We start from the raw sequence: 25,153 nt of genomic DNA on the forward strand, positions 1-25,153 counted from the left end.
GTGTGACCATGGCGGTGAAGCTGAAACCCCTGTCGAAGCAGGTCATCGTCATCACCGGCGCCTCCAGCGGTTTCGGGGCCGAGGCGGCCCTCATGGCCGCGCGGCGCGGCGCCAGGGTCGTGCTGGCCGCCCGTAGCGGCGCGGCCCTGCAGGAGATCGCGCAGGAGATCATCGCGGGCGGCGGCGAGGCGCTGGTCGTCGCCACCGACGTCACGCAGCGGTCCGAGCTGGAACGGCTGGCCCGCCTGGCCGTGGAACGCTTCGGGCGCATCGACACCTGGGTCAACAACGCGGGCGTCGGGATCTGGGGCACGCTGGAGCAGGTCCCCGAGGAGGACATGCGCCAGCTCTTCGAGGTGAACTTCTGGGGCCTCGTCAACGGCGCGATGGTGGCCATCCCGCACCTGGAAGCGGCAGGCGGCGGCGCGCTGATCAACATGGGCAGCGTCGGGTCGGACCGCGCCATCCCGTTGCAGGGGATCTATTCGGCCTCGAAGCACGCCGTCAAAGGCTTCACCGACGCCCTGCGGATGGAGCTTGAGCATCGCGGCGCGCCGATCTCGGTCACGCTGATCAAGCCCTGGTCCTCGGGGACGCCCCTGCCCGACAAGGTCCGGAACTACACCGGACGCAGACCCAAGCTGCCGCCGCCGGTCGTGGACCCCTCGCGCATCGCCCGCGCGATCCTGAACGCGGCCCAGCATCCGGTGCGCGACTCCTTCGTCGGGGCAAACGCGCCCATGACGGCGGGCTTGTCCAATGTCGCCCCCCGCCTGATGGACCGTCTCAGCGAGGCCATGATGTTCGAGGCCCAGCTGGGCGAGGAAACCGGGAACTCGCCCGGAAACCTGCGGGAAGGCGGCGGCGAGGCGCAGGTCCGCGGCGTGGATGGCAGCAAGCGCCCGACCGCGCCGATCGCCGAGGTCGCCATGAACAGCCCCGTGACGGCTTCGGTCCTGGCAGCGACCGTGCTGGGCTCGCTGGGCTATCTGGTGCTGCGCCGCCGCTGACAGGCGGAAACCACTGCGGCCGTCCTTCAAGGGCGGCCGTTCAGTCCGGCTTTGACGATCCCGGGGCGTTGCGGTTTGATCCGGCAGGCGCGCCAAGGGCGCGGGGACAGCGCGGAAGGGATCATGCATGGCCGGACGGATCGCGGTGATCGGGTCGAACAACGTCGATCTTGTGACCAATGTGCCCCGGATGCCGGGACCCGGCGAGACGCTGGCAGGCTCGCATTTCGCCACCCACTTCGGCGGCAAGGGCGCGAACCAGGCCGTCGCGGCGGCGCGGCTGGGGTCGCAGGTGACGATGGTCACGCGGGTCGGCGACGATTCCTTTGGCGGGGACGTGCTGCGGAACCTCGCGGACCAGGGCATCGACCTGACCCATGCGCGGGTGGCGCAGGGCACGGCGAACGGCGTGGCCTCGATCTTCGTGGACCCTTCGGGCGAGAACGTGATCGTCATTGTGGCCGGGGCGAACGGGACGCTGACGCCCGCCGACGTGGACGCAGCGGCGGAGGATATGGCCACCTGCGACCTGATCCTGCTGCAACTCGAGGTGCCGCTTGAGACGGTCTACCACGCGATCAAGCTCGCCCAGCGGATCGGCGTTCCCGCGATCCTGAACCCCGCCCCCGCCGCGCCGGGGCTGGATCTGGCGCAGCTTCATGGCCTCGCATGGTTCTGCCCCAACGAGACCGAACTCGCCCTGCTGACCGGCCTGCCCGTCACGACCGAGGACGAGATCGCCGCCGCCGCGCAGAGCCTCTTCGCCCACGGCATCGGCAACGTCGTGGTGACTCTGGGCGCGCGCGGCGCGCGTCTGGTGACGGCCGACGGCGTGACGTCGATCCCCGCCATCCGCGTCCGGCCCGTGGATACGACCGGCGCGGGGGACGCCTTCATCGGCGCCTTCGCCCATTTCCTCGCGGCGGGCGAAGCGCCCGAGCAGGCGCTGGCCCAAGCCGCCGGCTATGCCGCGCTGTCGGTGACGAAGCCGGGCGCACAGGGGTCATACGCCTCGGCAGAGGAATTCGCGGCTTTTCAGGCCACCACCGTCCAGTCCTGATCCCAACGGTATTCCTCGAGGTTTGGTCCCTCGGCGCAGCGGTCCACCACCACGAACAGCCCCGGATCGGCCAGCGGCGTCAGCACCCCGTGCCAAGCCCCGCGCGCAAGGTTGATCCCCTGCCCCGGCTCGGTCACGAAGGCGCGCGGGCGGCCCGGCTGACCGCCCTCGTCCGGGGCGACGATCACCAGGAAGGGATGCTCGGTCATCGGCAGGAAGGCCTGAGACCCCAGCGGATGCCGCTCGACCAGCCGGAAGGCGTAAGGCATCGCGACCTTTTGCGACCGGAAGATCGAGATCCCCGCCCGCCCCTCGACATCCAGCCGGGCGCGGTCATGCCAGCGGCCGCAGCGGCCCTCATTGATGATGCGGTCGGGCTCGCCCGTGGTCTCCAGCACCTCGCCCCAAGGCGCGAAGGCTTCGGCGGTCAGCGGCTCGGCCCTGATGATGCGATTGTCGTCCATCCCTTCCCTCATTCTTCTGCGAAACGATAAGCTGAATGTGGTCTGGGCCACTGTCCAGCGCGGGTGAACCTGCCCTATCACGGCAGCAGCAAAGATGAACGGGGGGCCGGATGGCCGGATTTCTGACGACCCATGTGCTGGACACCGCGCGGGGACGCCCGGCGGCGGGGATGCGGATCACGCTTTACGCGCTGGACGGCGAACGGCGCGCCCTGCGCGAGGTGGTGACGAACGACGACGGCCGCACCGACGGCCCGATCCTGCCGCAGGGCGAGTTCAAGGCCGGCCGCTACGAACTGGTCTTCCATGTCGGCGAGTGGCTCGACGGCCACCACCAGGCCGAGACGCCGCGCTTCCTGGACGAGGTGCCGATCCGCTTCGGCATGGCAGAGGACGACCATTACCACGTCCCGCTGCTGGTCTCGCCCTACGGCTATTCCACCTATCGGGGCAGCTGAGATGGACGGCGTCATCCTTCACGACTGGGCCGCCTTCGCGATCCGCTGGCTGCATGTCATCACCGCCATTGCCTGGATCGGGTCCTCCTTCTACTTCATCGCGCTGGACCTGAGCCTGCGGAAGGCCCCCGGCCTGCCCGAGAAGGCGCATGGTGAGGAATGGCAGGTCCACGGCGGTGGCTTCTACCACATCACCAAGTACCTGGTCGCACCCGAGCGGCTGCCCGAGCACCTGACCTGGTTTAAGTGGGAAAGCTATGCCACCTGGCTGTCGGGCGCCGCCATGCTGATGGTGCTCTACTGGGCGCAGGCCGAGCTTTACCTGATCGACCCCGCCAAGATGGAACTCTCCACGTGGGCAGCCATCCTGATCTCGGCCCTGTCTCTGGGGATCGGCTGGGTGATCTATGACCGCCTGTGCAAGAGCCGCCTGGGCGAGAACCCGACCACGCTGATGCTGCTGCTGTTCGCGCTGCTGGTGGTCATGGCTTGGGGCTATGATCAGGTCTTCACCGGTCGCGCGGCGCTGCTGCATCTCGGCGCCTTCACGGCGACGATCATGACCGCCAACGTCGCCATGATCATCATCCCGAACCAGCGGATCGTCGTGGCCGATCTCAAGGCGGGCCGCACGCCCGACCCGAAATACGGCAAGATCGCCAAGCTGCGCTCGACGCACAACAACTACCTGACCCTGCCGGTCGTGTTCCTGATGCTGTCGAACCACTATCCGCTGGCCTTTGCGAGCCGCTGGAACTGGCTGATCGCGGCGCTGGTGTTCCTGATGGGCGTGACCATCCGGCACTTCTTCAACAGCTCGCACGCGGGCAAGCCCAAGCCCTGGTGGACCTGGGGCGCGACCGTGGCGCTGTTCCTCGGGATCGTCTGGCTGTCCTCGCTGGGCACCCAGCGGCTGGAGGGCGAGGCGGACCTGACCGCGCGCGAGGCTCGGCTGACAGCCGACCCGCATTTCGAGGCCGTTCGCGACATCGTCGCGGGCCGCTGCTCGATGTGCCACGCGGCCGAGCCGAGCTGGGAGGGCCTCGCCACCGCCCCCAAGCGCGTGGTCCTGGAAAGCGACGCCCAGATCGCCCGCCATGCGCGCGAGATCTTCCTGCAGGCCGGTCTGACCGACGCCATGCCCCCCGGCAACGTCAGCTACATCGAGCCCGAGGAGCGCGCCACCCTGCGCGCCTGGTTCGACAGCGCCGGGCGGGGCTGATCCGGCCTGAAGACAGGATCAGGAAGAACCCGCATCTTCTTCCTGATCCAAATACCATGGGGTGAGCGGTCCGCAGGGCGGTGCGGGGCGAAGCCCCTTACCCCAGCGCGCCCTTCAGCTCGCGCGCGGCGAAGTCGATGAACAGCCGCACCTTGGGGTCCTGCAACTCGCGGTGCGGCGTCAGGACGCCGAACTCGGCGGCGACCGGAGGCGTGTCGGGCAGCACCTCGATCAGGCGGCCCTCGGCCAGCGCCTCGGCCACCTCGTAGCGGGGGCGGTTGGCGATCCCCGTCCCGTCCAGCGCCCAGTTCCGCAGCACCTCGCCATCGTCGGAGTCGAAGGCCCCGGCGACGGCAAGCTTCTTCGGTCCCTCGGGCGTCTGCAGCATCCAGAAATATTCGGGCGAACGGGGAAAGCGCAGCAGCAGGCAGTTGTGGCGCTTGAGGTCCTCGGGCGCCTCGGGCGTCCCGTGCTGGGCCAGATAGGCGGGCGCGGCCACCAGCACGCGCGGGCAATCCGCGATCTTGCGGCGGATCAGTGTCGAGTCCTCGGGCTGGCCCAGGTAAAAGGCCAGATCGATCCCGTCCTCGACGATGTTCACCGCGCGGTCTGACAGGCGCAGGCGCACCTGCACCTCGGGGTTCTCGGCCACGAAGCGCGGCACCAAGGGCGCGACCAGCCGCCGCCCCGCGCCCAGGGGGGCGGCCACGCGCAACGCGCCCTGCGGCGTGCCCGAATGGCTGGCCACCGCCGCCTCGGCCTCGTCCAGCGTCGCCAGCACCCGGCGGGCATTCTCGTACAGCACCTGCCCGATCTCGGTCGGCGTCAGCGTCCGGGTCGTGCGGTTCAGCAGGCGCGCGCCGAACTTGGCCTCGAGGTCGCGGATGCGGGTCGAGGCGGCGGCGGGCGACAGCCGCATGTCGCGCCCCCCCGCCGTGATCGAGCCCAGCTCGACCACGCGCACGAAGACCCTGAGGCTTTCCAGATAAGACATTGCCGCCTATTTTCATGAAACGGCGTAAACTGTTCACGTGCACCGGCGTTTTGTGCAAGCGTGAAGTTGCGTCATGCTGCGGGCCACCCAGGCGAGGGCGTCACCCACATGATCCGCTTTCTTCTCAACGATACCGAAATCCGGCTGACCGAGGCCGGCCCCGGCGACACGCTGCTGGACTTCCTGCGCCTTGGCCGGGGCCTCATCGGCACCAAGGAAGGCTGCGCCGAGGGGGATTGCGGCGCCTGCACGGTGCTGGTCGGCCGCCTGCACGACGGCGCGATGGTCTACGAGCCGGTGAACGCCTGCATCCGCTTCCTCGCCGCCTGCCACCGCTGCCACATCGTCACCATCGAGCATCTGCGCGGCCCGAACGGCGGGTTGCATCCCATCCAGCAGGCAATGGTGGACCATCACGGCAGCCAGTGCGGCTTCTGCACGCCGGGCTTCGTCATGGCGCTTTACGGGCTGTGGATGACGCACGAGAACCCCGACGTGGTGCAGATCGAGACCGCGCTGCAGGGCAATCTCTGCCGCTGCACGGGCTATGAGCCGATCGTCAAGGCGGCGCTGGCCGCGGGCCGCGCGGGCGGGCAGTTGCAGGACTTCCTGACGCTGGAACGGGCTGAGGTCGCGGCCAAGCTCTTCGCCATGCCCGTGGGCGCCGAGGTCAGCCGGGGTGACGAGCGCGCCATCCTGCCCGCCGACACGGACGAACTGGCCCGCGTGCTGGTCCAGCACCCGCAGGCCACCATCGTCGCGGGGGCGACGGACGTGGGGCTGTGGGTGACCAAGCAGATGCGCCCGATCTCGCCCGGCGTGTTCATCGGCCACCTGATGAAAGAGATCGAGGTCGGCGCGGACGAGATCCGCATCGGCGCGGGCGTGACCTATTCCGAGTTCGCCCCCGTGATCGACGACCACTTCCCCGAGGTCGAGGACTATTTCCTCCGCATCGGCGGCTGGCAGATCCGCAACGCGGGCACCATCGGCGGCAACATCGCCAACGGCTCGCCCATCGGGGAAACGCCGCCCCTGCTGATCGCGCTGGGTGCGCGGATCGTCCTGCGCCGCGGCGACAAGCGGCGCGAGTTGCCGCTTGAGCAGTTCTTTCTCGAATACGGCCGCCAGGACCGCCGCCCGGGCGAGTTCGTGGAAACCGTCGTGATCCCCCGGAAAGGGACCGCGATGATCGCCGCCTACAAGATGTCCAAGCGTCAGTCCGCCGACATCTCGGCCATCTCGGTGGGCTTCCGCATCGAAGTCGAGGGCGGCACCATCACCAGCGCCCGCGTCGCCTTCGGCGGCATGGCCGGCATCCCCGCTCGCGCCCGTCTTGCCGAGGCCGCGCTGGCGGGCCAGCCCTTCACCGCCGCCAGCTTCGAGGCTGCGGCCCGCGCCGTGAAGGATGACTTCACCCCGCTCACCGATTTCCGGGCGACTGCCGACTATCGCCACGCCGTCGCCGCCAACTTCTTCCGCCGGTTCTGGCTGGAAAACTCGGGGACTGACATTCCCGTCCGCCTGAACCGCGCCGTGGGGGAATAAGCCATGAAGCACGAAACGCTCGCCCCGCCCGTCACGCCCGAGACGCCGCATGAATCTGCGGAAAAGCACGTCACCGGCCGGGCGGATTACACCGACGATCTGGTGCTGCCGCAGGGGGCGCTGCATGCCTATCTAGGCCTGTCCACAATCACGCATGGGCGCATTCGGTCGATGGACCTCGACGCGGTGCGCGCTGCGCCGGGCGTCATCGACGTGCTGACCGCCGCCGACATCCCCGGCAAGAACGACGTGAGCCCGATCGGGAAGAACGACGACCCGATCCTCGCCGACGGCAAGGTCATGTTCCACGGCCAGCCGGTCTTCGCCGTAATCGCTGAGACTCGCGAGCAGGCCCGCCGCGCGGCGCGACTGGCAAAGATCGACTATGAGCCCCTGCCCCATGTGCTGGACCCCGTCGCCGCTTTGGAGGCGGGCGGGGGACTCGCCGTTCCCGGCATGACCCTGCGGCGGGGCGACCCGCAGGCGGCCCTGCCGAAAGCGCCGCGCCGGATCGACGGGCGCTTCGTGATCGGCGGACAGGATCATTTCTACCTCGAAACCCAGATCGCGCTTGCGATCCCGGGCGAGGATGACGAGGTCGTCATCTTCACCTCGACCCAGCACCCGACCGAGGTGCAGCACATGGTCGCCCACGCGCTGGGTGTGCCCGCGAACGCGGTGGTCGTGAACGTCCGCCGGATGGGCGGCGGCTTCGGCGGCAAGGAAACGCAGATGAACCTCTTCTGCTGCGTGGCCGCCGTAGCCGCGAAGAAGTGGCATCGCGCCGTCAAGCTGCGCCCCGACCGCGACGACGACATGATCGCGACCGGCAAGCGGCATGACTTCGTGGTCGACTACAGCATCGGCTTCGACGAGGCAGGCCGTATCCTGGCCGTCGAGGGCGACTGGTATGCCCGCTGCGGCTTCTCGGCCGACCTCAGCATGGCGGTGACCGACCGGGCGCTGTTCCACGCCGACAACGCTTACTTTTACCCCGACGTCGAGGTCCGCTCGCATCCCCTGCGGACGAACACGGTGTCGAACACCGCCTTCCGCGGCTTTGGCGGCCCGCAAGGGGTGATCGTCGCCGAGCGGATCATCGAGGAGATCGCCTATGCCACCGGCCAGGATACGCTGGCCGTCCGCAAGGCGAACCTTTACCGCAACGGCCAGCTGACCCCCTATCACCAGCCGGTCGAGGACATGATCCTGCCGCGCATCTTCGCGGAACTGGAAGAGTCCTGCGACTATGCCCGCCGCCGCCAGGCGGTGCTGGACTGGAACGCCCGGATGCAGGCCGCGGGCGGTCCCATCCGCAAGGGCATCGCGCTGACGCCGGTCAAGTTCGGCATCAGCTTCACCGCCACGCATTTCAACCAGGCGGGCGCGCTGGTCCATATCTATACCGACGGCTCGATCCAGCTGAACCACGGCGGCTGCGAGATGGGCCAAGGCCTGCACACCAAGATCGCGCAGATCGTGGCCGAGGCGTTCTCCGTTGGCCTCGATCGCATCAAGGTCACGAAGACGACGACCGAGAAGGTGCCGAACACCTCGGCCACGGCGGCCTCCTCGGGGACGGACCTGAATGGGATGGCGGCACTGGATGCAGCCAACCAGATCAAGCGTCGGCTGGTCGATTTCCTCTGCACCGCCAAGGACGCCACACCCGAGGAGATCCGCTTCGTGCCTGACCATGTCGTGGTCCGCGACGAGACGATCCCTTTCAGCAAGGTGATCGAGATGGCCTACCTGTCCCGCGTCCAGCTTTGGGCGGCGGGCTTCTATGCCACGCCCAAGATCCACTGGAACCGGGCCGAGGGGCGCGGGCGGCCCTTCTACTACTACGCCTATGGCGCGGCCTGTTCCGAGGTCTCGGTGGACACGCTGACCGGCGAATACGTGATCGAGCGCACCGACGTGCTGCATGACGTGGGGCGGTCGATCAATCCGGCGCTGGACAAGGGCCAAGTCGAGGGCGCCTTCGTTCAGGGCACCGGTTGGCTGACCAGCGAGGAGCTGTGGTGGGACAAGGAAGGGCGCCTGCGGACCCACGCGCCGTCCACCTACAAGATCCCGCTGGCGTCCGACCGGCCCAAGGTCTTCAACGTGAAGCTGGCCGAGTGGTCGGAAAACAAGGAACGCACCATCAAGCGGTCCAAGGCCGTGGGCGAGCCGCCCTTCATGCTGGGCATCTCGGTCTTCGAGGCGATCGGCCATGCCGTCGCCTCGGTCGCGGATTACCGCGAGTGCCCGAGGCTGGACGCACCCGCCACGCCGGAACGGGTGCTGATGGCCGTCGAACGGCTGCGGGGCGGGCCACCGGCCCTGCGCGGGGCATGATCCGCGTCCGCATCACGCGCGCCCGTGGCTCGACCCCGCGCGAGGAAGGGGCCGAGATGATGGTGGGCCCCGATGCCGTCACTGGCACCATCGGCGGCGGGCAGCTGGAATATCTCGCCATCGACCGCGCGCGGCAGATGCTGGCGCGGGGCGAGGATCGCGCCGTGATGGATATCCCCCTCGGACCCGAGATCGGCCAGTGCTGCGGCGGCCGGGTGGAACTGACGCTGGACCGGGAGCCCGCCAGCCCCGCGCCGCCCCGGCCCTCGGTCCTGATCTTCGGTGCGGGCCATGTAGGGCGCGCGCTCGCTCGCGCGATGCTGCTGCTGCCGGTGAACCTGCGCCTGATCGACCAGCGTCCGGCGGAATTGTCTCTGGCGGATATGCCCGGGGAACTGACCCCCCTGCCCGAGGCCGAGGTTCGCCGCGCCCCACCCGGGTCCGCCTATGTGATCCTGACCCACGATCACGCTCTCGACTTCCTCATCGCGGCCGAGGCGCTGGCGCGAGGCGACGCCGCCTATGTCGGCATGATCGGCAGCGCCACAAAGCGCGTCACCTTCTCGCGCTTTGCCAAGGCGCAGGGCATTGATCCCGCGCCGCTGACCTGCCCCATCGGCGGCACCGTCCGCGACAAGCGCCCCGAGGTCATCGCGGCCTTCACGGCGGCCGAGATCATGGCTACCCTGCTGGCCCGCCTCCCGGCCCGCGCAACTGCCTGAACCGAAAGCCCCCTGCCATGACCAAGACCCTCCTGCGCGGCCGCGTGCTGAGCTTCCATGCCGATCCCGCCGAGACCACCGACAGCCACCGCTTTTGGGAAAACGGCGCGATCCTGGTCGCGGACGGCCGCATCCTTGCCGTTGGCGACTGGGCGGACATCCGCGACCCCGAGGCGAAGGAAATCGACCACCGGCCCCACATCATCATGGCGGGCTTCGTCGATCCTCACATTCATTTCCCGCAGGTGCAGGTCGTAGCCGCTTGGGCTGCGCAGCTTCTGGACTGGCTGAACGACCATACCTTCCCCATCGAGGCGCAATATCGCGACCCCGCCCATGCCGCCCGCATGGCCGAGGCCTTCCTCGACCAGCTGATCGGGAACGGCACCACCACGGTGAGCGCCTTCTGCTCTGTCCATCGCGAAAGCGCCGAGGCCTTGTTCGCGGCGGCCGAGGCGCGGGGCATGGCGATGCTGGCGGGCAAGGTCATGATGGATCGCAACGCGCCCGACGCGGTGCTGGACACGGCGCAGGCCTCCTATGACGACAGCCGCGCGCTGATCGAGCGCTGGCACGGGCGCGGGCGGCTGGAATATGTCATCACGCCGCGCTTCGCGATCACCTCGACTCCCGAGCAGTTGCGGGCGGCAGGCACCCTAGCCGCCGAGAACCCCAGCTTGGCGGTTCAGACGCACCTCAACGAGAATCGCGCCGAAATCGAGCTGACGATGCAGCTTTACCCCGAGGCGAGCGATTACCTCGACATCTACGACCGCTTCGGCATGCTGGGGCCGCGCAGCCTGATGGGCCACGCGATCCACATGAACTCCCGCGAGATTGCGCGGATGGCCGAAACGGGGACGCGCGCGATCCACTGCCCGACCTCGAACCTGTTCCTCGGCTCGGGGCTGTTCGATGACCGGGGGATGCGGGACGCGGGCGTCGTCACCGGGGTCGCCACGGACATTGGCGGTGGCACGAGCTGGTCGATGCTGGCGACGCTGTCCGAGGCCTACAAGATCGCCCAGATGCGTGGTCAGCGGATGCACCCCTTCGCCGCCTTCCACTGGGCCACGCGCGGCAATGCCATTGCGCTGGGGATCGAGGACCGCGTCGGCAGCGTCCAGCCGGGCCGCCATGCCGATCTCGTGGTGCTCGACCCCCGCGCCACGCCCGCGATGCGGCTGCGCCATGACAAGGTGGACTCGCTGATGCAGGAACTGTTCATCCTTCAGGTCATGGGCGACGACCGGGCGGTGGTGGAAACCTATGTCGCTGGGCGGGCAATGAAGGCGGGGGCGCAGCCGACGAACTGACCAGCCGCCCCGGCGGAACGTCACTCGGTCGTGGACGGGGGGCGCCTGGGCTGCCTAATCTCCGGGCAGCACATGGCCCCGGCGCCGGCAGGCGCCCCTCAGAAGGATGCCCCCATGAACGCCCCTCTCATGCACGCCTCGTTCCGCGACTCGGTCGACCGGATGTTCACGCAGGCCGCGCAGCTGATGGACCTCGGGCCGGGGCTCGAGGAGAAGATCCGCGTCTGCAACTCGACCTATGTGGTCCGCTTCGGGGTGCGCCTGCGGGGCGAGATCCATACCTTCACCGGCTATCGGTCCGTCCATTCCGAACACCACGAGCCGGTCAAGGGCGGCATCCGCTATGCCCCCAACGTCAACCAGGACGAGGTCGAGGCGCTGGCCGCGCTGATGACCTACAAGTGCTCGCTGGTCGAACTGCCCTTCGGCGGGTCCAAGGGCGGGCTGACGCTGGACCCCCGCCAGTGGGAGGAGGACGAGCTTGAAAAGATCACCCGCCGCTTCACCTACGAGCTGTCGCGGCGCAGCCTGATCTCGCCCAGCCAGAACGTGCCCGCCCCCGACATGGGCACGGGCGAGCGCGAGATGGCCTGGATGGCCGACGCCTACAAGCGCCTGCACCCCGAGGACATCAACGCCCGCGCCTGCGTCACCGGCAAGCCGCTGCGCCTGGGCGGCATCGCGGGCCGGGTCGAGGCCACGGGCCGCGGCGTGCAATACGCCCTGCGCGAGGTCTTCCGCACGCCCGAGGTGCTGAAGCGGGCGGGACTGGCGGGCGGCCTTGAGGGACAGCGGATCGTGGTGCAGGGCCTGGGCAACGTGGGCTTCCACGCGGCGCAGTTCCTGTCCACCGAGGACGGGGCGAAGATCATCGCGGTCGCCGAGCGCGACGGCGCGGTGATGAACGAGGCGGGCCTCGACATCACGGCGCTTCAGGCCCACATGCGCACGACCGGCGGCGTCAGGGACTTCCCCGGCGCGACGTTCGAGCCGAACTCGGCCCGCGCGCTGGAACTGGACTGCGACATCCTGATCCCGGCAGCGATGGAGGCCGTGATCCATGTCGGCAACGCCAGCGCCATCCGCGCCCGGCTGATCGTCGAGGCCGCGAACGGCCCCGTCACCGCCGAGGCCGACGAAATCCTGCGCAACCGCGGCGTGGTCATTGTCCCCGACCTTTACGCCAACGCGGGCGGGGTGACGGTCAGCTATTTCGAATGGGTCAAGAACCTGCAGCAGATCAGCTTCGGCCGGCTCGAGCGCCGGCAGGAGGAAGCGCGCCACGCCCTGCTGGTGGACGAACTGGAACGGCTCGCCGCCGAGACGGGACTGAAGGGGGCGCTGTCGCACGGCTTCAAGCAGAAATACCTGCGCGGCGCGGACGAGCTGGAACTGGTGCGCTCGGGCCTCGACGACACGATGCGCGCGTCCTTCCAGCAGATGGTGACGGTGCTGGACGGCGACTCGCGCGTGCCGGACCTGAGGATCGCGGCCTATATCGTCGCCATCCGCCGCATCGCGGCCAGCTACGACGCACTGGGGCTGTAGGCCCGACCGGCGCGCGCGTCCTCCCGGCGCGCCCCGGTCAAGAATAAGGTTGCCTCGCAGGCGCGGGGGCCTATAGTCGCACGCAACGCTCGTTGGGGCGCCCCGCGCGGGGCTGAGATGTGCAAGGCACAGCACCCATCGAACCTGATCCGGGTCATGCCGGCGAAGGGAACGGGCAGTGCCGCGCAACCCGTGGCCTGATGTTCCCCCATGCCGGGCTTTGTGGGGGGAAGACATGGCGATCGCGCTGACCATCGCGGGGTCCGACAGCGGCGGCGGGGCCGGCATCCAGGCCGATCTCAAGACATTCTCGGCGCTGGGCGTCTATGGCGCCAGCGTCGTGACCGCGATCACCGCGCAGAACACCCGCGCCGTGACCCGCGTGGAAGGCGTCTCGCCCGAGATGATCCGTGCACAGGTGGATGCGGTCTTCGACGACCTCGATATTGGCGCGGTCAAGATCGGGATGCTGGGCACGGCCGAGGCGACCCGCGCCGTGGCCGAGGCGCTGGACGGCCGCGCGGTGCCGCTGGTGCTGGACCCCGTGATGATCGCCAAGTCCGGCGACCGGCTGATCCGGGACGACGCCATCGACGCCCTGCGCGAACTGCTGATTCCCTGCGCCACGGTCCTGACCCCGAACCTGCCCGAGGCCGCACGGCTTCTGTCCCGCATGGTCGCCGCCGACCCGACCGAGGCCGAGGCGCAGGGCCGCGCGCTTTGCGCCTTGGGCGCGGATTGGGTGCTGATGAAGGGCGGCCATGCCGAGAGTCCGGTCTGCACCGACCTGCTGGTCGGCCCCGAGACGCATTGCTTCTCGGCCCCCCGGATCGAGACAAAGAACACGCATGGCACCGGCTGCTCGCTGTCCTCGGCCATTGCCGCCGGACTGGCGCAGGACCTGTCCGTGCCCGAGGCCGTCGGCCGCGCGCATGGCTGGCTGCAGGGGGCCATCGCCGCGGCCGACCGGCTGCGGGTCGGCTCGGGCCACGGGCCGGTGCATCATTTCCACGGCTGGTGGCGGGAATGAGCGCGGCCTTCACCATTCTCGGTGCGGGTGTCCTGGGTCTTTCCGTGGCCACCGAGCTTGCCACGCGCGGACATGCCGTCACGTTGGTTGATCCCGCGATGGGTCCTGGCGGGCATGGCTGTTCCTGGTGGGCGGGCGGGATGCTCGCGCCCTTCTGCGAGTTCGAAAGCGCCGAGGAGCCCGTGCTGCGCCACGGGCAGGCCTCGATCGACTGGTGGGAGCGCCACGCGGGCGGCGTCAGCCGCAACGGCACGCTGGTCGTGGCGCTGGGCCGCGACCGTGCGGAACTCGACCGCTTCGCCCGCCGGACCGAAGGGTTCGAGGTCATCGGCGGCAACCGCGTGGCCGAACTGGAACCGGACCTCGCCGGCCGTTTCGACCGCGCCCTGTTCTTCGCGACCGAGGCGCATCTGAACCCCCGCGTTGCGCTGGCCGCGCTGCAATCGGGACTGGCCGCGCGCGGCATCAGCGTAACGGCCGGGCCACCCGATGACGCGGGCGAGGTCATCGACTGTCGGGGCCTTGCCGCCCGCGACATCCTGCCGGACCTGCGCGGCGTGCGCGGCGAGATGCTGGTCCTGCGCTGTCCCGAGGTGACGCTGGCGCGTCCCGTCCGGCTGCTGCACCCGCGCGTGCCGATCTACCTCGTCCCGCGCGGCGAGGGGATCTTCATGTTGGGCGCGACGATGATCGAAAGCGACCGGCGCGGCGTGGTCACGGCGCGGTCCGTGCTGGAACTGCTCAGCGCGGCCTATGCCCTGGACCCGGCCTTCGGCGAAGCCGAGATCCTGGAACTGGGGGCCGACGCGCGCCCGGCCTTCCCCGACAACCTGCCCCGCATCGGCCGCGCGGCTGGGCGGCTTTATGCGAACGGCCTTTATCGCCATGGTTATCTTCTTGCGCCGGCACTCGCGCGGCAGTTGGCTGACCATGTTGAGACGGGCGACAAACCGGAGTTCTGGCATGAAACTGACGATCAACGGTAACCCGCAGGACATCGATGCCGCGACCCTCGCCGAGGCTCTTGCCGCGCTTGAGCTTTCCGAGGCCCGCGTCGCCACCGCCCTGAACGGCACCTTCGTGCCCGCCTCCGCACGTGCCGCCACGGTGCTGTCGCCGGGCGATTCGCTGGAAATCGTCGCACCCATGCAGGGAGGGTAGGATGCCCACCTTCTATGACACGCAAGTCGCCTCTCCGATGATGCTGGGGACGGCGCAGTATCCCAGTCCCGCGATCCTTGCCGCCGCCTTCAGCGCCTCCGGCGCAGGCATCGCCACCGTGTCCCTGCGGCGCGAGGCGGGAGGCGGGCAGGACTTCCTGCGGCTGATCGAAGGGCTTGGCGTCGCGCTGCTGCCCAACACCGCCGGCTGCCACACGGTCAAGGAGGCCGTGACCACCGCCCAGATGGCGCGCGAGCTTCTGGGCACCGCCTGGATCAAGCTCGAGGTCATCAGCCATGGCGACCTGCTGGCGCCCGACGTCTTCGCGCTGGTCGAGGCCGCGCGCGAGCTTTGCGCGCAAGGGTTCAAGGTCTTCCCCTATTGCACCGAGGACCTGTCCGTCTGCGACCAGTTGCTGCGTGCCGGATGCGAGGTGCTGATGCCTTGGGGCGCGCCGATCGGTTCGGGTCTGGGGCTGAACAACCTTCTGGGCCTCAAGGCGCTGAGGGCGGCCTTTCCCGAGGTCCCCATGGTGATCGACGCAGGCATCGGCCGCCCCAGCCATGCGGCGGCGGCGATGGAACTGGGCTTCGACGCGGTCCTTCTGAACACCGCCGTCGCCAAGGCAGGCGACCCGGTGACGATGGCACGCGCCATGGCGCAGGCGCTGGATGCGGGCCGCGCGGCCTACATGTCCGACCCCATCGAGCCGCGCGAGATGGCCACGCCCTCGACCCCCGTGATCGGCAAGGCCTTTCTGCAATGAGCCGCGTTTCCGGCCATGCCCATGCAGAAGGATCGCCGATGTCCCTGCCCCGCTTCTATCCCATCTTCGAGTCGGCCGATTGGGTAGCCCGCGCGCTGGCGGTGGGCGTCCGCATGGTGCAACTGCGGATCAAGGACGCGCCCGAGGACGTCCTGCGGGCGGAGATCACCCGCGCCCGCGACCTCGCGCAGGATGCAGGCGCGATCCTTGTCGTCAACGACCACTGGCGGCTTGCCATCGAGCTTGGCTGCGACTGGCTGCACCTGGGACAGGAAGACTTGGACGAGGCCGATCTGTCTGCCATCCGCGCGGCCGGTCTGCGGCTGGGCGTGTCCACCCACGACGGGGCCGAACTCGACCGGGCGCTGTCCGTCCGGCCCGACTACGTCGCGCTTGGCCCGGTCTGGCCCACGATCCTGAAGAAGATGCCTTGGGCGCCGCAAGGGCTGGACCGCGTGGCGGAATGGAAGCGCCGCGTGGGCGACGTGCCGTTGGTCGCCATCGGCGGCCTGACGCCCGAACGCGGTCGCGCGGCGCTGGACGCAGGGGCGGATGTCGCCTCGGCCGTCACGGACATCACGCTGAACCCCGATCCCGAAGCGCGGATGCGGGAATGGCTGCAGGTGACGGGATGAGCGGAGCGCCCGAAGCCGGGGGTTTCACACCCCCGGACCCCCGTGGGATAATTGAACGAAGAAGAATGAGACATGTCCGGCAGATGATCCTGCCCGAGGTGGGAGAGGTTGGCCAGCGGCGGTTGCAGGGGGCGCGCCTTCTTGTCGTTGGCGCTGGTGGTCTCGGCTCGCCCGCGATCATGTATCTGGCGGGGGCTGGCGTCGGAGCGCTGACGGTCGTCGATCCCGACGTGGCCGAGACCGGCAACCTGCACCGCCAGCCGATCCATGCGGGGCGCGTGGGCTGGAACAAGGCAAATTCAGCCCGCGCCTTCGTGCAGTCGCTCGACCCGGAGGTTTCGGTGGCGGCGCTGACCCATCCACTGACGCCTGCCAATGCGGCCGGGCTGGTCGGCGGGGCCGACGTGGTGCTGGACTGCGCGGACAGCTTCGCCGTCAGCTATGTCCTGTCGGACGCCTGCCTTGCGGCCGGGGTGCCGCTGGTCTCGGCCTCGGCGCTGGGCTTGTCGGGCTACTGCGGAGGCTTCTGCGGCGGTGCGCCCAGCCTGCGGGCCGTCTTTCCCGACCTGCCGGACCGCGCCGCGAACTGCGCCACCGCGGGGGTGCTGGGGCCGGTCGTGGGAATGCTGGGCACGGCGCAGGCGCAGATGGCGCTGGCGCTGCTGTTGGGGTTCGCGCCCTCGCCCCTTGGGCAGCTTCTCACCCTGAACTCCGGCCTCCGCTGGGGCGGCTTCCGCTTCGACGGCGCGCCCGAGCCCGAAGATGGCTTCCGCTTCATCGACGCAAGCGACATCCGCCCGGGCGATTTCGTGCTGGAGTTGCGCGGCGAGGACGAGGCCCCGGTTCCCATCCACCCCTCGGCCCGGCGGGCTGATCCCGCCGCGCCGCCTGCGCCGCCACCCGGCGCCCGCGCCGTGCTGGCCTGCCGCTCGGGCCTGCGCGCCTGGCGGGCGGCCCGCCTGCTTGCCCCCACCCACCCCGAGATCGTGCTGATCGCTGCCGGAGACCACTGATGAAGCACCTGCTGACCGCCGCGCTGCTGGCGCTGGCGAGCCCTGCCGTGGCGCAGGACAAGCTGACGCTGATGCTGGACTGGTTCGTGAACCCCGACCACGCCCCCGTCGTGATCGCGCAGGAGCGCGGCTTCTTCACCGACGCGGGGCTTGAGGTCGAGATCGTGGCCCCCGCCGATCCCGCCGACCCGCCCAAGCTAGTCGCCGCGGGGCAGGCCGACCTTGCCATCACCTACCAGCCGCAACTGCACCTGCAGGTGCACGAGGGACTGCCGCTGCGCCGCGTCGGCACGCTGGTGGCGATGCCGCTGAACTGCCTGATGGTTCGCGTCGACGGGCCGGTGCAGGAGGTGGCGGACCTCAAGGGCCGCAGGATCGGCTATTCGGTCGCGGGGGTGGAGCAGGCGCTGGTTTCGGCGCTGTTGAAGTCTGCCGGGCTGACGCTGGACGATGTCGAGATGGTCAACGTCAACTGGTCGCTGACGCCCGCGCTGCTGTCGGGGCAGGTCGATGCGACCATTGGCGGCTATCGGAACTTCGAGATGACGCAGATTCGGCTCGCGGGCGGCGAAGGCCGCTGCCTGTTCCTGGAGGAAGAGGGCCTGCCCGCCTATGACGAGCTGATCTTCGTCGCCAACCCCGACCGCATGGACCCCGAACGCATCAGCCGCTTCCTGTCCGCCGTCGAGCGCGGCACCCAGTTCATGCTGAACCACCCCGAGGAGGCGCGCGAGGTCTTTGCCGCCCATGCCCCCGACCTGTCGGACGAGTTGAACACCCAGGCCTGGGCGGACACCTTCGGCCGCTTCGCCCTGTCCCCCGCGGCGCTGGATCATGGCCGTTATCGCCGGTTCGAGCAGTTCCTGCTGGAGGCTGGGCTGATCGATGAGGCCTGGCCGGTAGACCGCATTGCCCTTGATCCGGGGGCCAGGGAATGACGGATTACGGCCGCAGCTTTGCTGCCTGGCGCGAGGCCGCCGGAGCCTGGGACGACTATGTGCGCCATCCCTTTGTGCAGGGCTTGGGCGATGGGACGCTGCCACGTCAGGGGTTCCTGCGCTATCTCGTGCAGGACTATCGCTTCCTGATCCATTTCAGCCGCGCCTGGGCGCTGGGCGCGGCCAAGGCCGGAACGCTGGCCGAGATGCGCGCCTGCATTGTCACGGTGGATGCGCTGGTCAACCACGAGATGCCGCTGCACATCCGCATCTGCGCCGAGGCGGGAATTTCGCCCGAGGCACTGGAAGATGCACCCGAGGCTCCCCAGAACCTCGCCTATACCCGCTATGTGCTGGAAGCGGGCTACAGCGGCGACTTTTTGGACCTCCTGGCGGCGCTGGCGCCCTGCGTGCTGGGCTATGGCGAGATCGGCCTGCGCCTTTCGCGCGAGGGGGCGACGGACAGCCCCTATTGCGACTGGATCGAGACCTATGCCTCGGAGGATTATCAGCGGACCTGCCGCGAGGTCGGTGCGCTGATCGACGCGGCGGTAGCGGCGCGGCTGGGCGGGACCCCCGAGACCCTGCCGCGCTGGGCAGAACTCGCGGGGCGCTTCGCCACAGCGACGCGGCTGGAGGCGGCCTTCTGGAACCTCGGCCTTGAGAAGTGACGCGGCGCCGCGGGTCGCGGGCGCGGCGCCCGGCCTGTTTGCGGCGCTCGACCTGACGCTTGAACCGGGACGGCTGACTTGCCTTCTGGGCGCTTCGGGCGTCGGCAAGTCGACGCTGCTGCGGCTGCTCGCCGGGCTGCCGACAGGGGTCGAGTTCCAAGGCACGGTGGCCACCCTGCCCTGCGCGCTGATGGGGCAGGACGGGGGGCTGTTTCCCTGGCTGACCGTGGCACAGAACATCGGCCTTGGCGCGCGGCTGCGGCGCGAGGCCGCCGATCCCGCCCGCATCGCCCGGATGGTCGAGGCCGTGGGGCTGGACGGTCTGGAAGACCGGCTGCCCGCGCAGCTTTCGGGCGGCCAGCGGCAACGGGCGGCCTTGGCGCGGACGCTGGCCGAGGACCGGCCGCTGGTGCTGCTGGACGAGCCCTTCTCGGCGCTGGACGCGCGGCTGCGGCTGCAGATCGGCGACATGGCGGCGCGGCTGTTGCAGGGCACGACGGTCCTGATGGTCACCCATGATCCCGCCGAGGCCGCGCGCCTGGGCGACCGCATCCTTGTGATGACGCCGGGTGGACTCGCCGAACACCCCGCCCCGCCCGGCCCGGTCCCCCGCCGCCACGACGCGCCCGAGGTGCTGGCCGCGCAGGCCGCCCTGACGGACAGGCTGCTCGCATGAGGGCGCTGCTGGCCATCGCGGCGGCCCTGCTGCTGTGGGAAGGCTTCGTCCGCCTGACCGGCCTGCCGCCCTACCTGCTGCCAAGCCCCTTGGCCGTGGGCAGGGCGCTGTGGGTTCATCGCGCCGAGCTTGCCCCGGCGGCAATGCTTACCGCCTGGGAAACGCTGCTGGGGCTGGGCCTTGGCGCGGCCTTCGGCATCGTCACGGCGGCCGCGATGGCAACCGTTCCCCGGCTCGGCCGGGCGCTGTCCCCGGCGCTTGTGGTCAGCCAGGCGATCCCGGTCTTTGCGCTGGCGCCGATCCTGACGCTGTGGCTGGGCTTCGGCATGGCCCCCAAGATCGCGATGGTGGTGCTGATCGTCTTCGTGCCCGTGGCGCAGGCGCTTTACGACGGCCTGATGGCCCCGCCTGCTGCGCAGATGGACGTGGCGCGGACCATGGGCGCAGGCCGCTGGGCCGAGCTGCGCCACCTGCGCTTTCCGGCGGCGCTGCCCCGGCTCGCATCCGGGCTGCGGCTGGGCGCGATCTATGCGCCCGTGGGCGCAGTCATCGGCGAATGGGTCGGCGGCGCACGAGGCCTGGGCGCGCTGATGATCCAGGCGAACGGGCGGATGAAGACTGACCTGATGTTCGCGGCCCTGATCGTCGTGGTGGCGCTGTCGCTGACGATCTACACCACGATCAACCGTGCGCTCGGGCGGATGCTGCGGAAGCGCGGCTTCTGAGGTTTCGGCCCGAGGGCCGCAACCTCAGCCTTCGACGGGTTCCTCGGCGGTGCGCAGGGCGGCGGCGATCAGGTCCGGGATGGCGTCGTTCATCCCGATCGGCGGGGCGATGGGGCCGTGGCCGCGCCAGCCCTGCGGGATGTCCTCGGTCGTGTGGCCGCCGTTGGTGGCGAAGAACGGCAGGCAGACGGCGGGACCCTCGGGCACCACGTCGTCGAGGAAGGGCGCTTCCTCGATGAAGGCGGTGGTCACGGCTGCGAAGCCCGCGCGATCCGGCAGCGCCTCGGCAAAGGCGCGGGTGCTGTTGGCCGATGCCCGCGAGCCCTTGGACCCGTGGCCCACGACCACCAGCGTCGCGCGCGTTGGGTCGATGCCCGCGCGTCGCGCCGCCTCTTGCGCGATCCGTGCGCCGATGGCGGGCAGTTCAGGATCGAGCCCTAGAGGCGCGATCAGCCGCGCGCCCTCCACCCCGGCCTCGGCCAGGCGGCGCGGCGTTTCGCTGCGGACGAACCAGCCGTCGGCCATGAATTGCGGGAAAACCAGCCGCACACCCTCCAGCGCCGACAGGCTGCGGCGGCAGGCAAGTGTCGCGCCGCGCACGGTCCAGCCGGGCAGCAGCGCCTGCACGCGGGCGGCCAGCGCCTCGAGTTCCGGCTGCAGCGCGCCGGGGTCGCCCGGCTGGCCATGCGCCACGATGGCGGCGAAGGGCGGGGCGGCAGGCTCGACGGCGGCCGCGCCGGTGGCGCAGCGGCAGCCCTGGCAGCGGGGTGCGGCGTCGATCATCTGGCGTCCTCAAGCTCGAAGGCGGCGGCGAACTGGGCAGGCATGGGGAACTCGGCCAGCGCGCGGCTGCGGGCCTGCGGAGACATCTTGCGGGCGGTCTTCTGGACGATGACCAGCAGCGCGTCGGGTTCCTGCGTGGTGGCGAAATCGCCGAGGTAATGGCGGATGAAGGTGAAGCAGGCGACATCTTCCAGCGCCTGCACGGCGGGGTCGCGCTTGATGCCTTCCTTGCGCAGCATCCGGCCGGCGTGGTCCACCTGATCCTCGGGATAGCCCGCGTCGCGCATCAGGCCCATGACACGCTCGGCGTGCCTGCGGCCCTGTTCGCGCCGCCAGGTCAGGTAGCCCTCGCGCCCCTCGGGGAAGTCCTTGCGCGGCAGCAGCCAGCGCTCGATGTGCTGGCCGCGGCAAGCGATGGCCAAGGCGTCGGATGCGTCAGGATGCAGCCGCTCCTGCTCGGCGGTCATGCGCTGGCCGTAAAGCAGCTCGACCGGCTGGCCGTCTTCAAGCCGCGGGTCGGCGGCGTTGGCGGCGTCGATGGCGGCGAAGACCTGCTGGCGTGACGTCATGCTGCGCTCCCTTGCGTTGCGTCCAACAGGTGCCACGGCCGCGCGGCCTTGCCAAGCCGCCCCCTGCCGGGAATACCCCGGGCAACAGGAAAGGTTTGCCGATGCTGGCTTTCGTCGCCCCCCGTCTGGTGCTGCTGTCGATCCCTAAGACGGGAACCACCGCGCTCGAGACAGCATTGGCGCCCAAGGCCGAGATGGTCCTGCGCTCGCGTCCCGAGATCAAGCACCTGACGATGAGCCAGTACAACCTGCGGATCGAACCCCTGCTGCGCAACATTCCCGGCCCGCCCTTCCGGGTCGCGGCGGTCGTGCGAGAGCCGATTTCGTGGCTGGGAAGCTGGTATCGCTATCGCCAGCGCCCGCAGACCATGGGCAAGCCCAACAGCACCATCGGCATCAGCTTCGAGGGTTTCGTGCAGGACTACCTGTCCGAGGACCGCCCCCCCTATGCCGCGCTGGGGCGGCAGTCGGGTTTCCTGTCGCCCGCCCCCGGCCGGAACGGTCCCGACCTCCTGTTCCGCTACGAACAGATGGACGAGGTGCTGCGCTTCTTCGGCGAGGCGCTGAAGACGGAACTGACGCTCAGGCGCGTCAACGTCTCGCCCCCCGCCGACATGACGCTGGCCCCGGACACCGAGGCGCGGCTGCGCGCGGCGCTGGCCGAGGATTACGCCCTGTGGGAAGCCGCCGCCCGGTCCGCGCCGTAAAGGGCGCGCGCGCGATCCTCGAAGGCGCGGACGATGCGGTGCATGGCCTCGCCGAAGACGACACCGATCACGCGGCGCAGGATGGCATTGCGGAACTCGAAGTCCACGAAGAAGCAGACCTCGCAGCCGCCCTGGGGTCGGTCCTTGAAGGTCCATTCGCTGTGCAGATGCGTGAAAGGCCCGTCCAGGTAGCGCGTGTCGATGCGCTTCTGGTCGGGAAACAGCGTGACGCGGCTGCCGAAGCGTTCACGGAAGACCTTGAAGCTGATGACCAGGTCGGCCTCGATCACCTCGGACCCGTCCGGGCCGGGCGTGCGGGACCGGATGCGCGCCGCCGTGTTCCAAGGCAGGAACTTGGGATAGCTTTCCACGTCTGCGACAAGGTCATACATCTGCTGCGCGGTATAGGGCAGCACCCGTGTTTCGGTATGAGTGGGCAAGGGGCAGTCCTTCGGCGTCAGGCGGGCACGGTCTAGCAGAGGTTTCGGACGATGAACAACATGATCTGGCTGATGCGGGCGGCCCGATGGGTCCGCAACCCGCCCTCGGCGGGGCGGGTCAAGCTGGTGGTCGCCATCGTGGTGGTGGTGATCCTGCTGGGCACGGCCGACTGGATGGGCTGGGTGCCCGAGTGGGCGCAGATGGACCGCGCCCCCCGCCGCATCCCCGGGTCCTGAGGCTTAAAGCCCGGCTTCCGCGAAGGTGTTGCAGTCGGCCATCTCGCCCGACTGCATTCCCCGGATCAGCCACTCGCTGCGCTCGGCGGCGGAGCCATGGGTGAAGCTGTCGGGCATGGGCGCGCGGCCCGCCTTTTCCATCAGGATGTCGTCCCCGACCGCACGCGAGGCGTTCACGGCCTCGTCGATGTCGCCGCGCTCGATCGAGCCGAAACGGTCGCCCGCGTGGCGCGCCCAGATCCCGGCAAAGCAGTCGGCCTGCAGTTCGGTCAGAACCGAAAGGCGGTTTGCGTCGGTCTGGCCTACCTGCCCGCGGAGGCGGTTGACGCGCGGCAGGATGCCGATCTGGTTCTGGACGTGGTGCCCGATCTCATGTGCGATCACATAGGCATAGGCGAAGTCGCCCCCTGCCCCCATCTGCCGCTGCATGACCCGGAAGAAGTCGGTGTCGAGGTAAACGCGCTGGTCGCCGGGGCAGTAGAAGGGCCCCATGGCCGAGGACGCGCCGCCGCAGGCCGACTGCACGGCACCCGAGAACATCACCAGCCTGGGTTCCTGGTACTGCAGCCCCGCCTGCTGGGCGAGGACATCGGTCCAGATCTCCTCGGTGTCGGCCAGCACAACCGAGACGAACTGCCCCATCTCCTGTTCTTCGGTGCTGAGTTGGCGTTCCGCGCCGGGGCGCGCGTCGTCCTGCATCCCGCTGACCAGGGGCGAGATGTCGACGCCGAAGAACCAGCCTACCGCCAGCACGACCAGCGTGCCGACCAGTCCAAGGCCGCCCGCGCCGGCCGAGCCCATGCCGCGCCGATCCTCGATGTTGCTGCTGCCGCGCCGGCCTCGCCATTCCATGTCGCGCATCCTTTGGGGTGATCCGCTCCAACGGTTACGCAGGCTTGACGGACCGCGCAAGAGTTGGAAAGGAAACGGCGTTGCGGACGTCTGAACCGTGGCCAATGATGCGAGGGGCGGATGTTCGACTGGGTTCTGTCGGTGATCGAGGGCTGGGGCTATCCCGGCATCTTCTTCCTGATGCTGGCAGAGAACGTCTTTCCGCCCATCCCCTCCGAGGTCATCATGCCGCTGGCGGGCTACCTGGCCGCGACGGGCAAGCTGTCCTTCCTGCCCACGGTGCTGATCGGCACCATCGGGTCGGTCCTGGGCACGTCCTTGTGGTACTTCATCGGGGCCTGGATCGGGGCGGCGCGGCTGAAGCGCTGGTCGGCCCGCCACGGCCGACTGCTGACGGTTTCCCCCTCGGACATTGACAATGCGCAGGCGTGGTTCGACCGGCACGGCGGCAAGGCCGTGCTGATCGGGCGCATGATCCCTGCCGTCCGCACGCTGATCTCGGTCCCGGCGGGCGTCGCGCGGATGCCCTTCGGCCGCTTCCTGGCCTTCACGGTAGGGGGCAGCCTGCTGTGGACGACGCTGCTGGCCAGTGCCGGGCTTGCGCTCGAGGCGAACTACCACCGTGTCGCCGATGTGATCGATCCGCTGTCGAAGCTGGTCGTGGTGACGGTGGTTCTGGTCTACCTCTACCGCGTCATCACCTGGAAGCCGCATTGAGGACAACCCGCCCATGATCCGCCCCTCGCATTCCGACACCCGCACCTGGGCAGTGCTTGCCGCAGCCGGCTCGGCCGCGCTGCTGGCGGGGGCCTTCTTCTTCCAGGCCTTGGGCTATGCGCCCTGCGAGCTGTGCCTGCTGCAGCGCTGGCCCCATGCCGCCGCCGTGGTGATCGGCCTTGCCGTGGCCGCGACCGGCTTCCGCCGGGCCTGGGGGCTGCTGGGGCTGGTGGCGGCGATACTCGCCACCGCCTTCGCCATCTATCACGTGGGCGTGGAACAGGCTTGGTGGGCCGGGCCGAGCGCCTGCTCGGGCGGTCTGGGCGATCTGTCGGCGGTCAGCACGGACGAGTTGCTTGCCCGCATCCGGGGCGCGCAGGTGATCCGCTGCGACCAGCCAAGCTGGATCTTCCTCGGCCTCAGCATGGCCGCCTGGAACGCGATCCTGTCGGCGGTGCTGGTTGCCGTCTGGGCGCTGTCGCTGCGTCGTTCCGGGCGCCGAAAACCCTGAAAATTCAGGCGAAATGGTTGAATTTCAAGGCGGCAGA

At 69.5% G+C, this 25,153-nt stretch carries 29 protein-coding genes and 1 riboswitch; of the genes, 23 read left to right on the forward strand and 6 right to left on the reverse strand.

What is annotated here, in order from left to right:
- Window positions 1–8: 8 nt before the first annotated feature.
- Entirely contained in the window at window positions 9–1,010 is a 1,002-nt protein-coding gene (locus BLQ03_RS08285) for an SDR family oxidoreductase (protein WP_090754741.1), read from the forward strand.
- A 127-nt stretch (window positions 1,011–1,137) separates the two neighbouring features.
- Complete coding sequence (rbsK, locus tag BLQ03_RS08290; protein ID WP_090754743.1) at window positions 1,138–2,070, forward strand: ribokinase; 933 nt, start codon at window positions 1,138–1,140, stop codon at window positions 2,068–2,070.
- On the opposite strand, the gene BLQ03_RS08295 is transcribed toward rbsK, so the two are convergent.
- Window positions 2,046–2,534, reverse strand: a complete 489-nt coding sequence (locus BLQ03_RS08295; protein WP_090754745.1) for an ureidoglycolate lyase — start codon at window positions 2,532–2,534, stop codon at window positions 2,046–2,048. The genes rbsK and BLQ03_RS08295 overlap by 25 nt on opposite strands.
- Window positions 2,535–2,644: 110 nt before the next feature.
- Between BLQ03_RS08295 and uraH the strand changes: the two genes are divergently transcribed.
- Window positions 2,645–2,992: a hydroxyisourate hydrolase gene (gene uraH, locus BLQ03_RS08300; protein ID WP_090754747.1), complete on the forward strand. Its 348-nt coding sequence runs from the start codon at window positions 2,645–2,647 to the stop codon at window positions 2,990–2,992.
- Window position 2,993: 1 nt separating this feature from the next.
- Complete coding sequence (locus tag BLQ03_RS08305; RefSeq protein ID WP_090754749.1) at window positions 2,994–4,214, forward strand: urate hydroxylase PuuD; 1,221 nt, start codon at window positions 2,994–2,996, stop codon at window positions 4,212–4,214.
- Between the two features lie 97 nt (window positions 4,215–4,311).
- Here the strand turns inward: BLQ03_RS08305 and BLQ03_RS08310 are convergent, their stop codons facing one another.
- Entirely contained in the window at window positions 4,312–5,208 is an 897-nt protein-coding gene (locus BLQ03_RS08310; RefSeq protein WP_090754751.1) for a LysR family transcriptional regulator, read from the reverse strand.
- A 108-nt stretch (window positions 5,209–5,316) separates the two neighbouring features.
- Here BLQ03_RS08310 and xdhA point away from each other — a divergent pair, with 108 nt between their 5' ends.
- From xdhA to BLQ03_RS08385, 15 genes are all read left to right on the forward strand, one after another.
- A complete protein-coding gene (gene xdhA / locus BLQ03_RS08315; RefSeq protein WP_090754754.1) occupies window positions 5,317–6,756 on the forward strand; it encodes a xanthine dehydrogenase small subunit in 1,440 nt (479 codons plus the stop codon).
- A gap of 3 nt (window positions 6,757–6,759) precedes the next feature.
- Entirely contained in the window at window positions 6,760–9,099 is a 2,340-nt protein-coding gene (xdhB, locus tag BLQ03_RS08320) for a xanthine dehydrogenase molybdopterin binding subunit (protein ID WP_090754756.1), read from the forward strand.
- On the forward strand, window positions 9,096–9,821 hold the full coding sequence (xdhC, locus tag BLQ03_RS08325; RefSeq protein WP_090754757.1) for a xanthine dehydrogenase accessory protein XdhC: 726 nt from the start codon (window positions 9,096–9,098) through the stop codon (window positions 9,819–9,821). Before xdhB ends, xdhC begins: the two co-directional genes overlap by 4 nt.
- Before the next feature lie 17 nt (window positions 9,822–9,838).
- A complete protein-coding gene (guaD, locus tag BLQ03_RS08330; RefSeq protein ID WP_090754759.1) occupies window positions 9,839–11,137 on the forward strand; it encodes a guanine deaminase in 1,299 nt (432 codons plus the stop codon).
- Between the two features lie 114 nt (window positions 11,138–11,251).
- Entirely contained in the window at window positions 11,252–12,685 is a 1,434-nt protein-coding gene (locus tag BLQ03_RS08335; protein WP_245688746.1) for a Glu/Leu/Phe/Val family dehydrogenase, read from the forward strand.
- Window positions 12,686–12,768: 83 nt separating this feature from the next.
- Window positions 12,769–12,873: riboswitch (TPP riboswitch) on the forward strand.
- 47 nt (window positions 12,874–12,920) lie between these two features.
- A complete protein-coding gene (gene thiD, locus BLQ03_RS08340; protein ID WP_090754761.1) occupies window positions 12,921–13,715 on the forward strand; it encodes a bifunctional hydroxymethylpyrimidine kinase/phosphomethylpyrimidine kinase in 795 nt (264 codons plus the stop codon).
- The gene (gene thiO, locus BLQ03_RS08345) at window positions 13,712–14,701 is read left to right on the forward strand and encodes a glycine oxidase ThiO (RefSeq protein WP_090754762.1); all 990 of its coding nucleotides are present in this window, start codon (window positions 13,712–13,714) and stop codon (window positions 14,699–14,701) included. Before thiD ends, thiO begins: the two co-directional genes overlap by 4 nt.
- Window positions 14,679–14,876: a sulfur carrier protein ThiS gene (thiS, locus tag BLQ03_RS08350; RefSeq protein WP_090754764.1), complete on the forward strand. Its 198-nt coding sequence runs from the start codon at window positions 14,679–14,681 to the stop codon at window positions 14,874–14,876. The genes thiO and thiS overlap by 23 nt, the downstream gene beginning before the upstream one ends.
- A gap of 1 nt (window position 14,877) precedes the next feature.
- A complete protein-coding gene (locus BLQ03_RS08355) occupies window positions 14,878–15,642 on the forward strand; it encodes a thiazole synthase (RefSeq protein WP_090754766.1) in 765 nt (254 codons plus the stop codon).
- Between the two features lie 38 nt (window positions 15,643–15,680).
- Entirely contained in the window at window positions 15,681–16,277 is a 597-nt protein-coding gene (locus BLQ03_RS08360) for a thiamine phosphate synthase (protein WP_090754768.1), read from the forward strand.
- A 65-nt stretch (window positions 16,278–16,342) separates the two neighbouring features.
- On the forward strand, window positions 16,343–17,290 hold the full coding sequence (locus tag BLQ03_RS08365; RefSeq protein WP_090754770.1) for a HesA/MoeB/ThiF family protein: 948 nt from the start codon (window positions 16,343–16,345) through the stop codon (window positions 17,288–17,290).
- Window positions 17,290–18,228: an ABC transporter substrate-binding protein gene (locus BLQ03_RS08370; RefSeq protein ID WP_090754773.1), complete on the forward strand. Its 939-nt coding sequence runs from the start codon at window positions 17,290–17,292 to the stop codon at window positions 18,226–18,228. Before BLQ03_RS08365 ends, BLQ03_RS08370 begins: the two co-directional genes overlap by 1 nt.
- A complete protein-coding gene (gene tenA / locus BLQ03_RS08375; RefSeq protein WP_090754775.1) occupies window positions 18,225–18,899 on the forward strand; it encodes a thiaminase II in 675 nt (224 codons plus the stop codon). Before BLQ03_RS08370 ends, tenA begins: the two co-directional genes overlap by 4 nt.
- Window positions 18,889–19,575, forward strand: a complete 687-nt coding sequence (locus BLQ03_RS08380; protein ID WP_090754777.1) for an ABC transporter ATP-binding protein — start codon at window positions 18,889–18,891, stop codon at window positions 19,573–19,575. The genes tenA and BLQ03_RS08380 overlap by 11 nt, the downstream gene beginning before the upstream one ends.
- Window positions 19,572–20,300: an ABC transporter permease gene (locus BLQ03_RS08385; protein WP_090754779.1), complete on the forward strand. Its 729-nt coding sequence runs from the start codon at window positions 19,572–19,574 to the stop codon at window positions 20,298–20,300. Before BLQ03_RS08380 ends, BLQ03_RS08385 begins: the two co-directional genes overlap by 4 nt.
- A gap of 24 nt (window positions 20,301–20,324) precedes the next feature.
- On the opposite strand, the gene BLQ03_RS08390 is transcribed toward BLQ03_RS08385, so the two are convergent.
- Window positions 20,325–21,083, reverse strand: coding sequence for a CbiX/SirB N-terminal domain-containing protein (locus BLQ03_RS08390; RefSeq protein WP_139166669.1), 759 nt, complete (start codon window positions 21,081–21,083; stop codon window positions 20,325–20,327).
- On the reverse strand, window positions 21,080–21,652 hold the full coding sequence (locus BLQ03_RS08395; RefSeq protein WP_090754781.1) for a DUF4202 domain-containing protein: 573 nt from the start codon (window positions 21,650–21,652) through the stop codon (window positions 21,080–21,082). The genes BLQ03_RS08390 and BLQ03_RS08395 overlap by 4 nt, the downstream gene beginning before the upstream one ends.
- A gap of 101 nt (window positions 21,653–21,753) precedes the next feature.
- Here BLQ03_RS08395 and BLQ03_RS08400 point away from each other — a divergent pair, with 101 nt between their 5' ends.
- Entirely contained in the window at window positions 21,754–22,359 is a 606-nt protein-coding gene (locus BLQ03_RS08400) for a sulfotransferase family protein (protein ID WP_090754782.1), read from the forward strand.
- Here the strand turns inward: BLQ03_RS08400 and BLQ03_RS08405 are convergent.
- Entirely contained in the window at window positions 22,320–22,799 is a 480-nt protein-coding gene (locus BLQ03_RS08405; protein ID WP_090754784.1) for a type II toxin-antitoxin system RatA family toxin, read from the reverse strand. The genes BLQ03_RS08400 and BLQ03_RS08405 overlap by 40 nt on opposite strands.
- Before the next feature lie 51 nt (window positions 22,800–22,850).
- On the opposite strand from BLQ03_RS08405, the gene BLQ03_RS08410 reads away from it, so the two are divergent.
- Window positions 22,851–23,036 (forward strand): hypothetical protein, encoded by a 186-nt coding sequence (locus BLQ03_RS08410; RefSeq protein WP_090754786.1) that lies wholly within the window; start codon window positions 22,851–22,853, stop codon window positions 23,034–23,036.
- A 3-nt stretch (window positions 23,037–23,039) separates the two neighbouring features.
- Here the strand turns inward: BLQ03_RS08410 and ypfJ are convergent, their stop codons facing one another.
- Window positions 23,040–23,888 (reverse strand): KPN_02809 family neutral zinc metallopeptidase, encoded by an 849-nt coding sequence (ypfJ, locus tag BLQ03_RS08415; protein ID WP_090754788.1) that lies wholly within the window; start codon window positions 23,886–23,888, stop codon window positions 23,040–23,042.
- A 120-nt stretch (window positions 23,889–24,008) separates the two neighbouring features.
- On the opposite strand from ypfJ, the gene BLQ03_RS08420 reads away from it, so the two are divergent.
- Both BLQ03_RS08420 and BLQ03_RS08425 read left to right on the forward strand, forming a co-directional pair.
- Window positions 24,009–24,605: a DedA family protein gene (locus tag BLQ03_RS08420; RefSeq protein WP_090754790.1), complete on the forward strand. Its 597-nt coding sequence runs from the start codon at window positions 24,009–24,011 to the stop codon at window positions 24,603–24,605.
- Window positions 24,606–24,618: 13 nt separating this feature from the next.
- Complete coding sequence (locus BLQ03_RS08425) at window positions 24,619–25,116, forward strand: disulfide bond formation protein B (protein ID WP_090754792.1); 498 nt, start codon at window positions 24,619–24,621, stop codon at window positions 25,114–25,116.
- Window positions 25,117–25,153 lie beyond the last annotated feature (37 nt).

Origin of the sequence: Paracoccus chinensis (genome assembly GCF_900102885.1) — a bacterium.
GTDB classification, from domain to species: Bacteria; Pseudomonadota; Alphaproteobacteria; order Rhodobacterales; family Rhodobacteraceae; genus Paracoccus; species Paracoccus chinensis.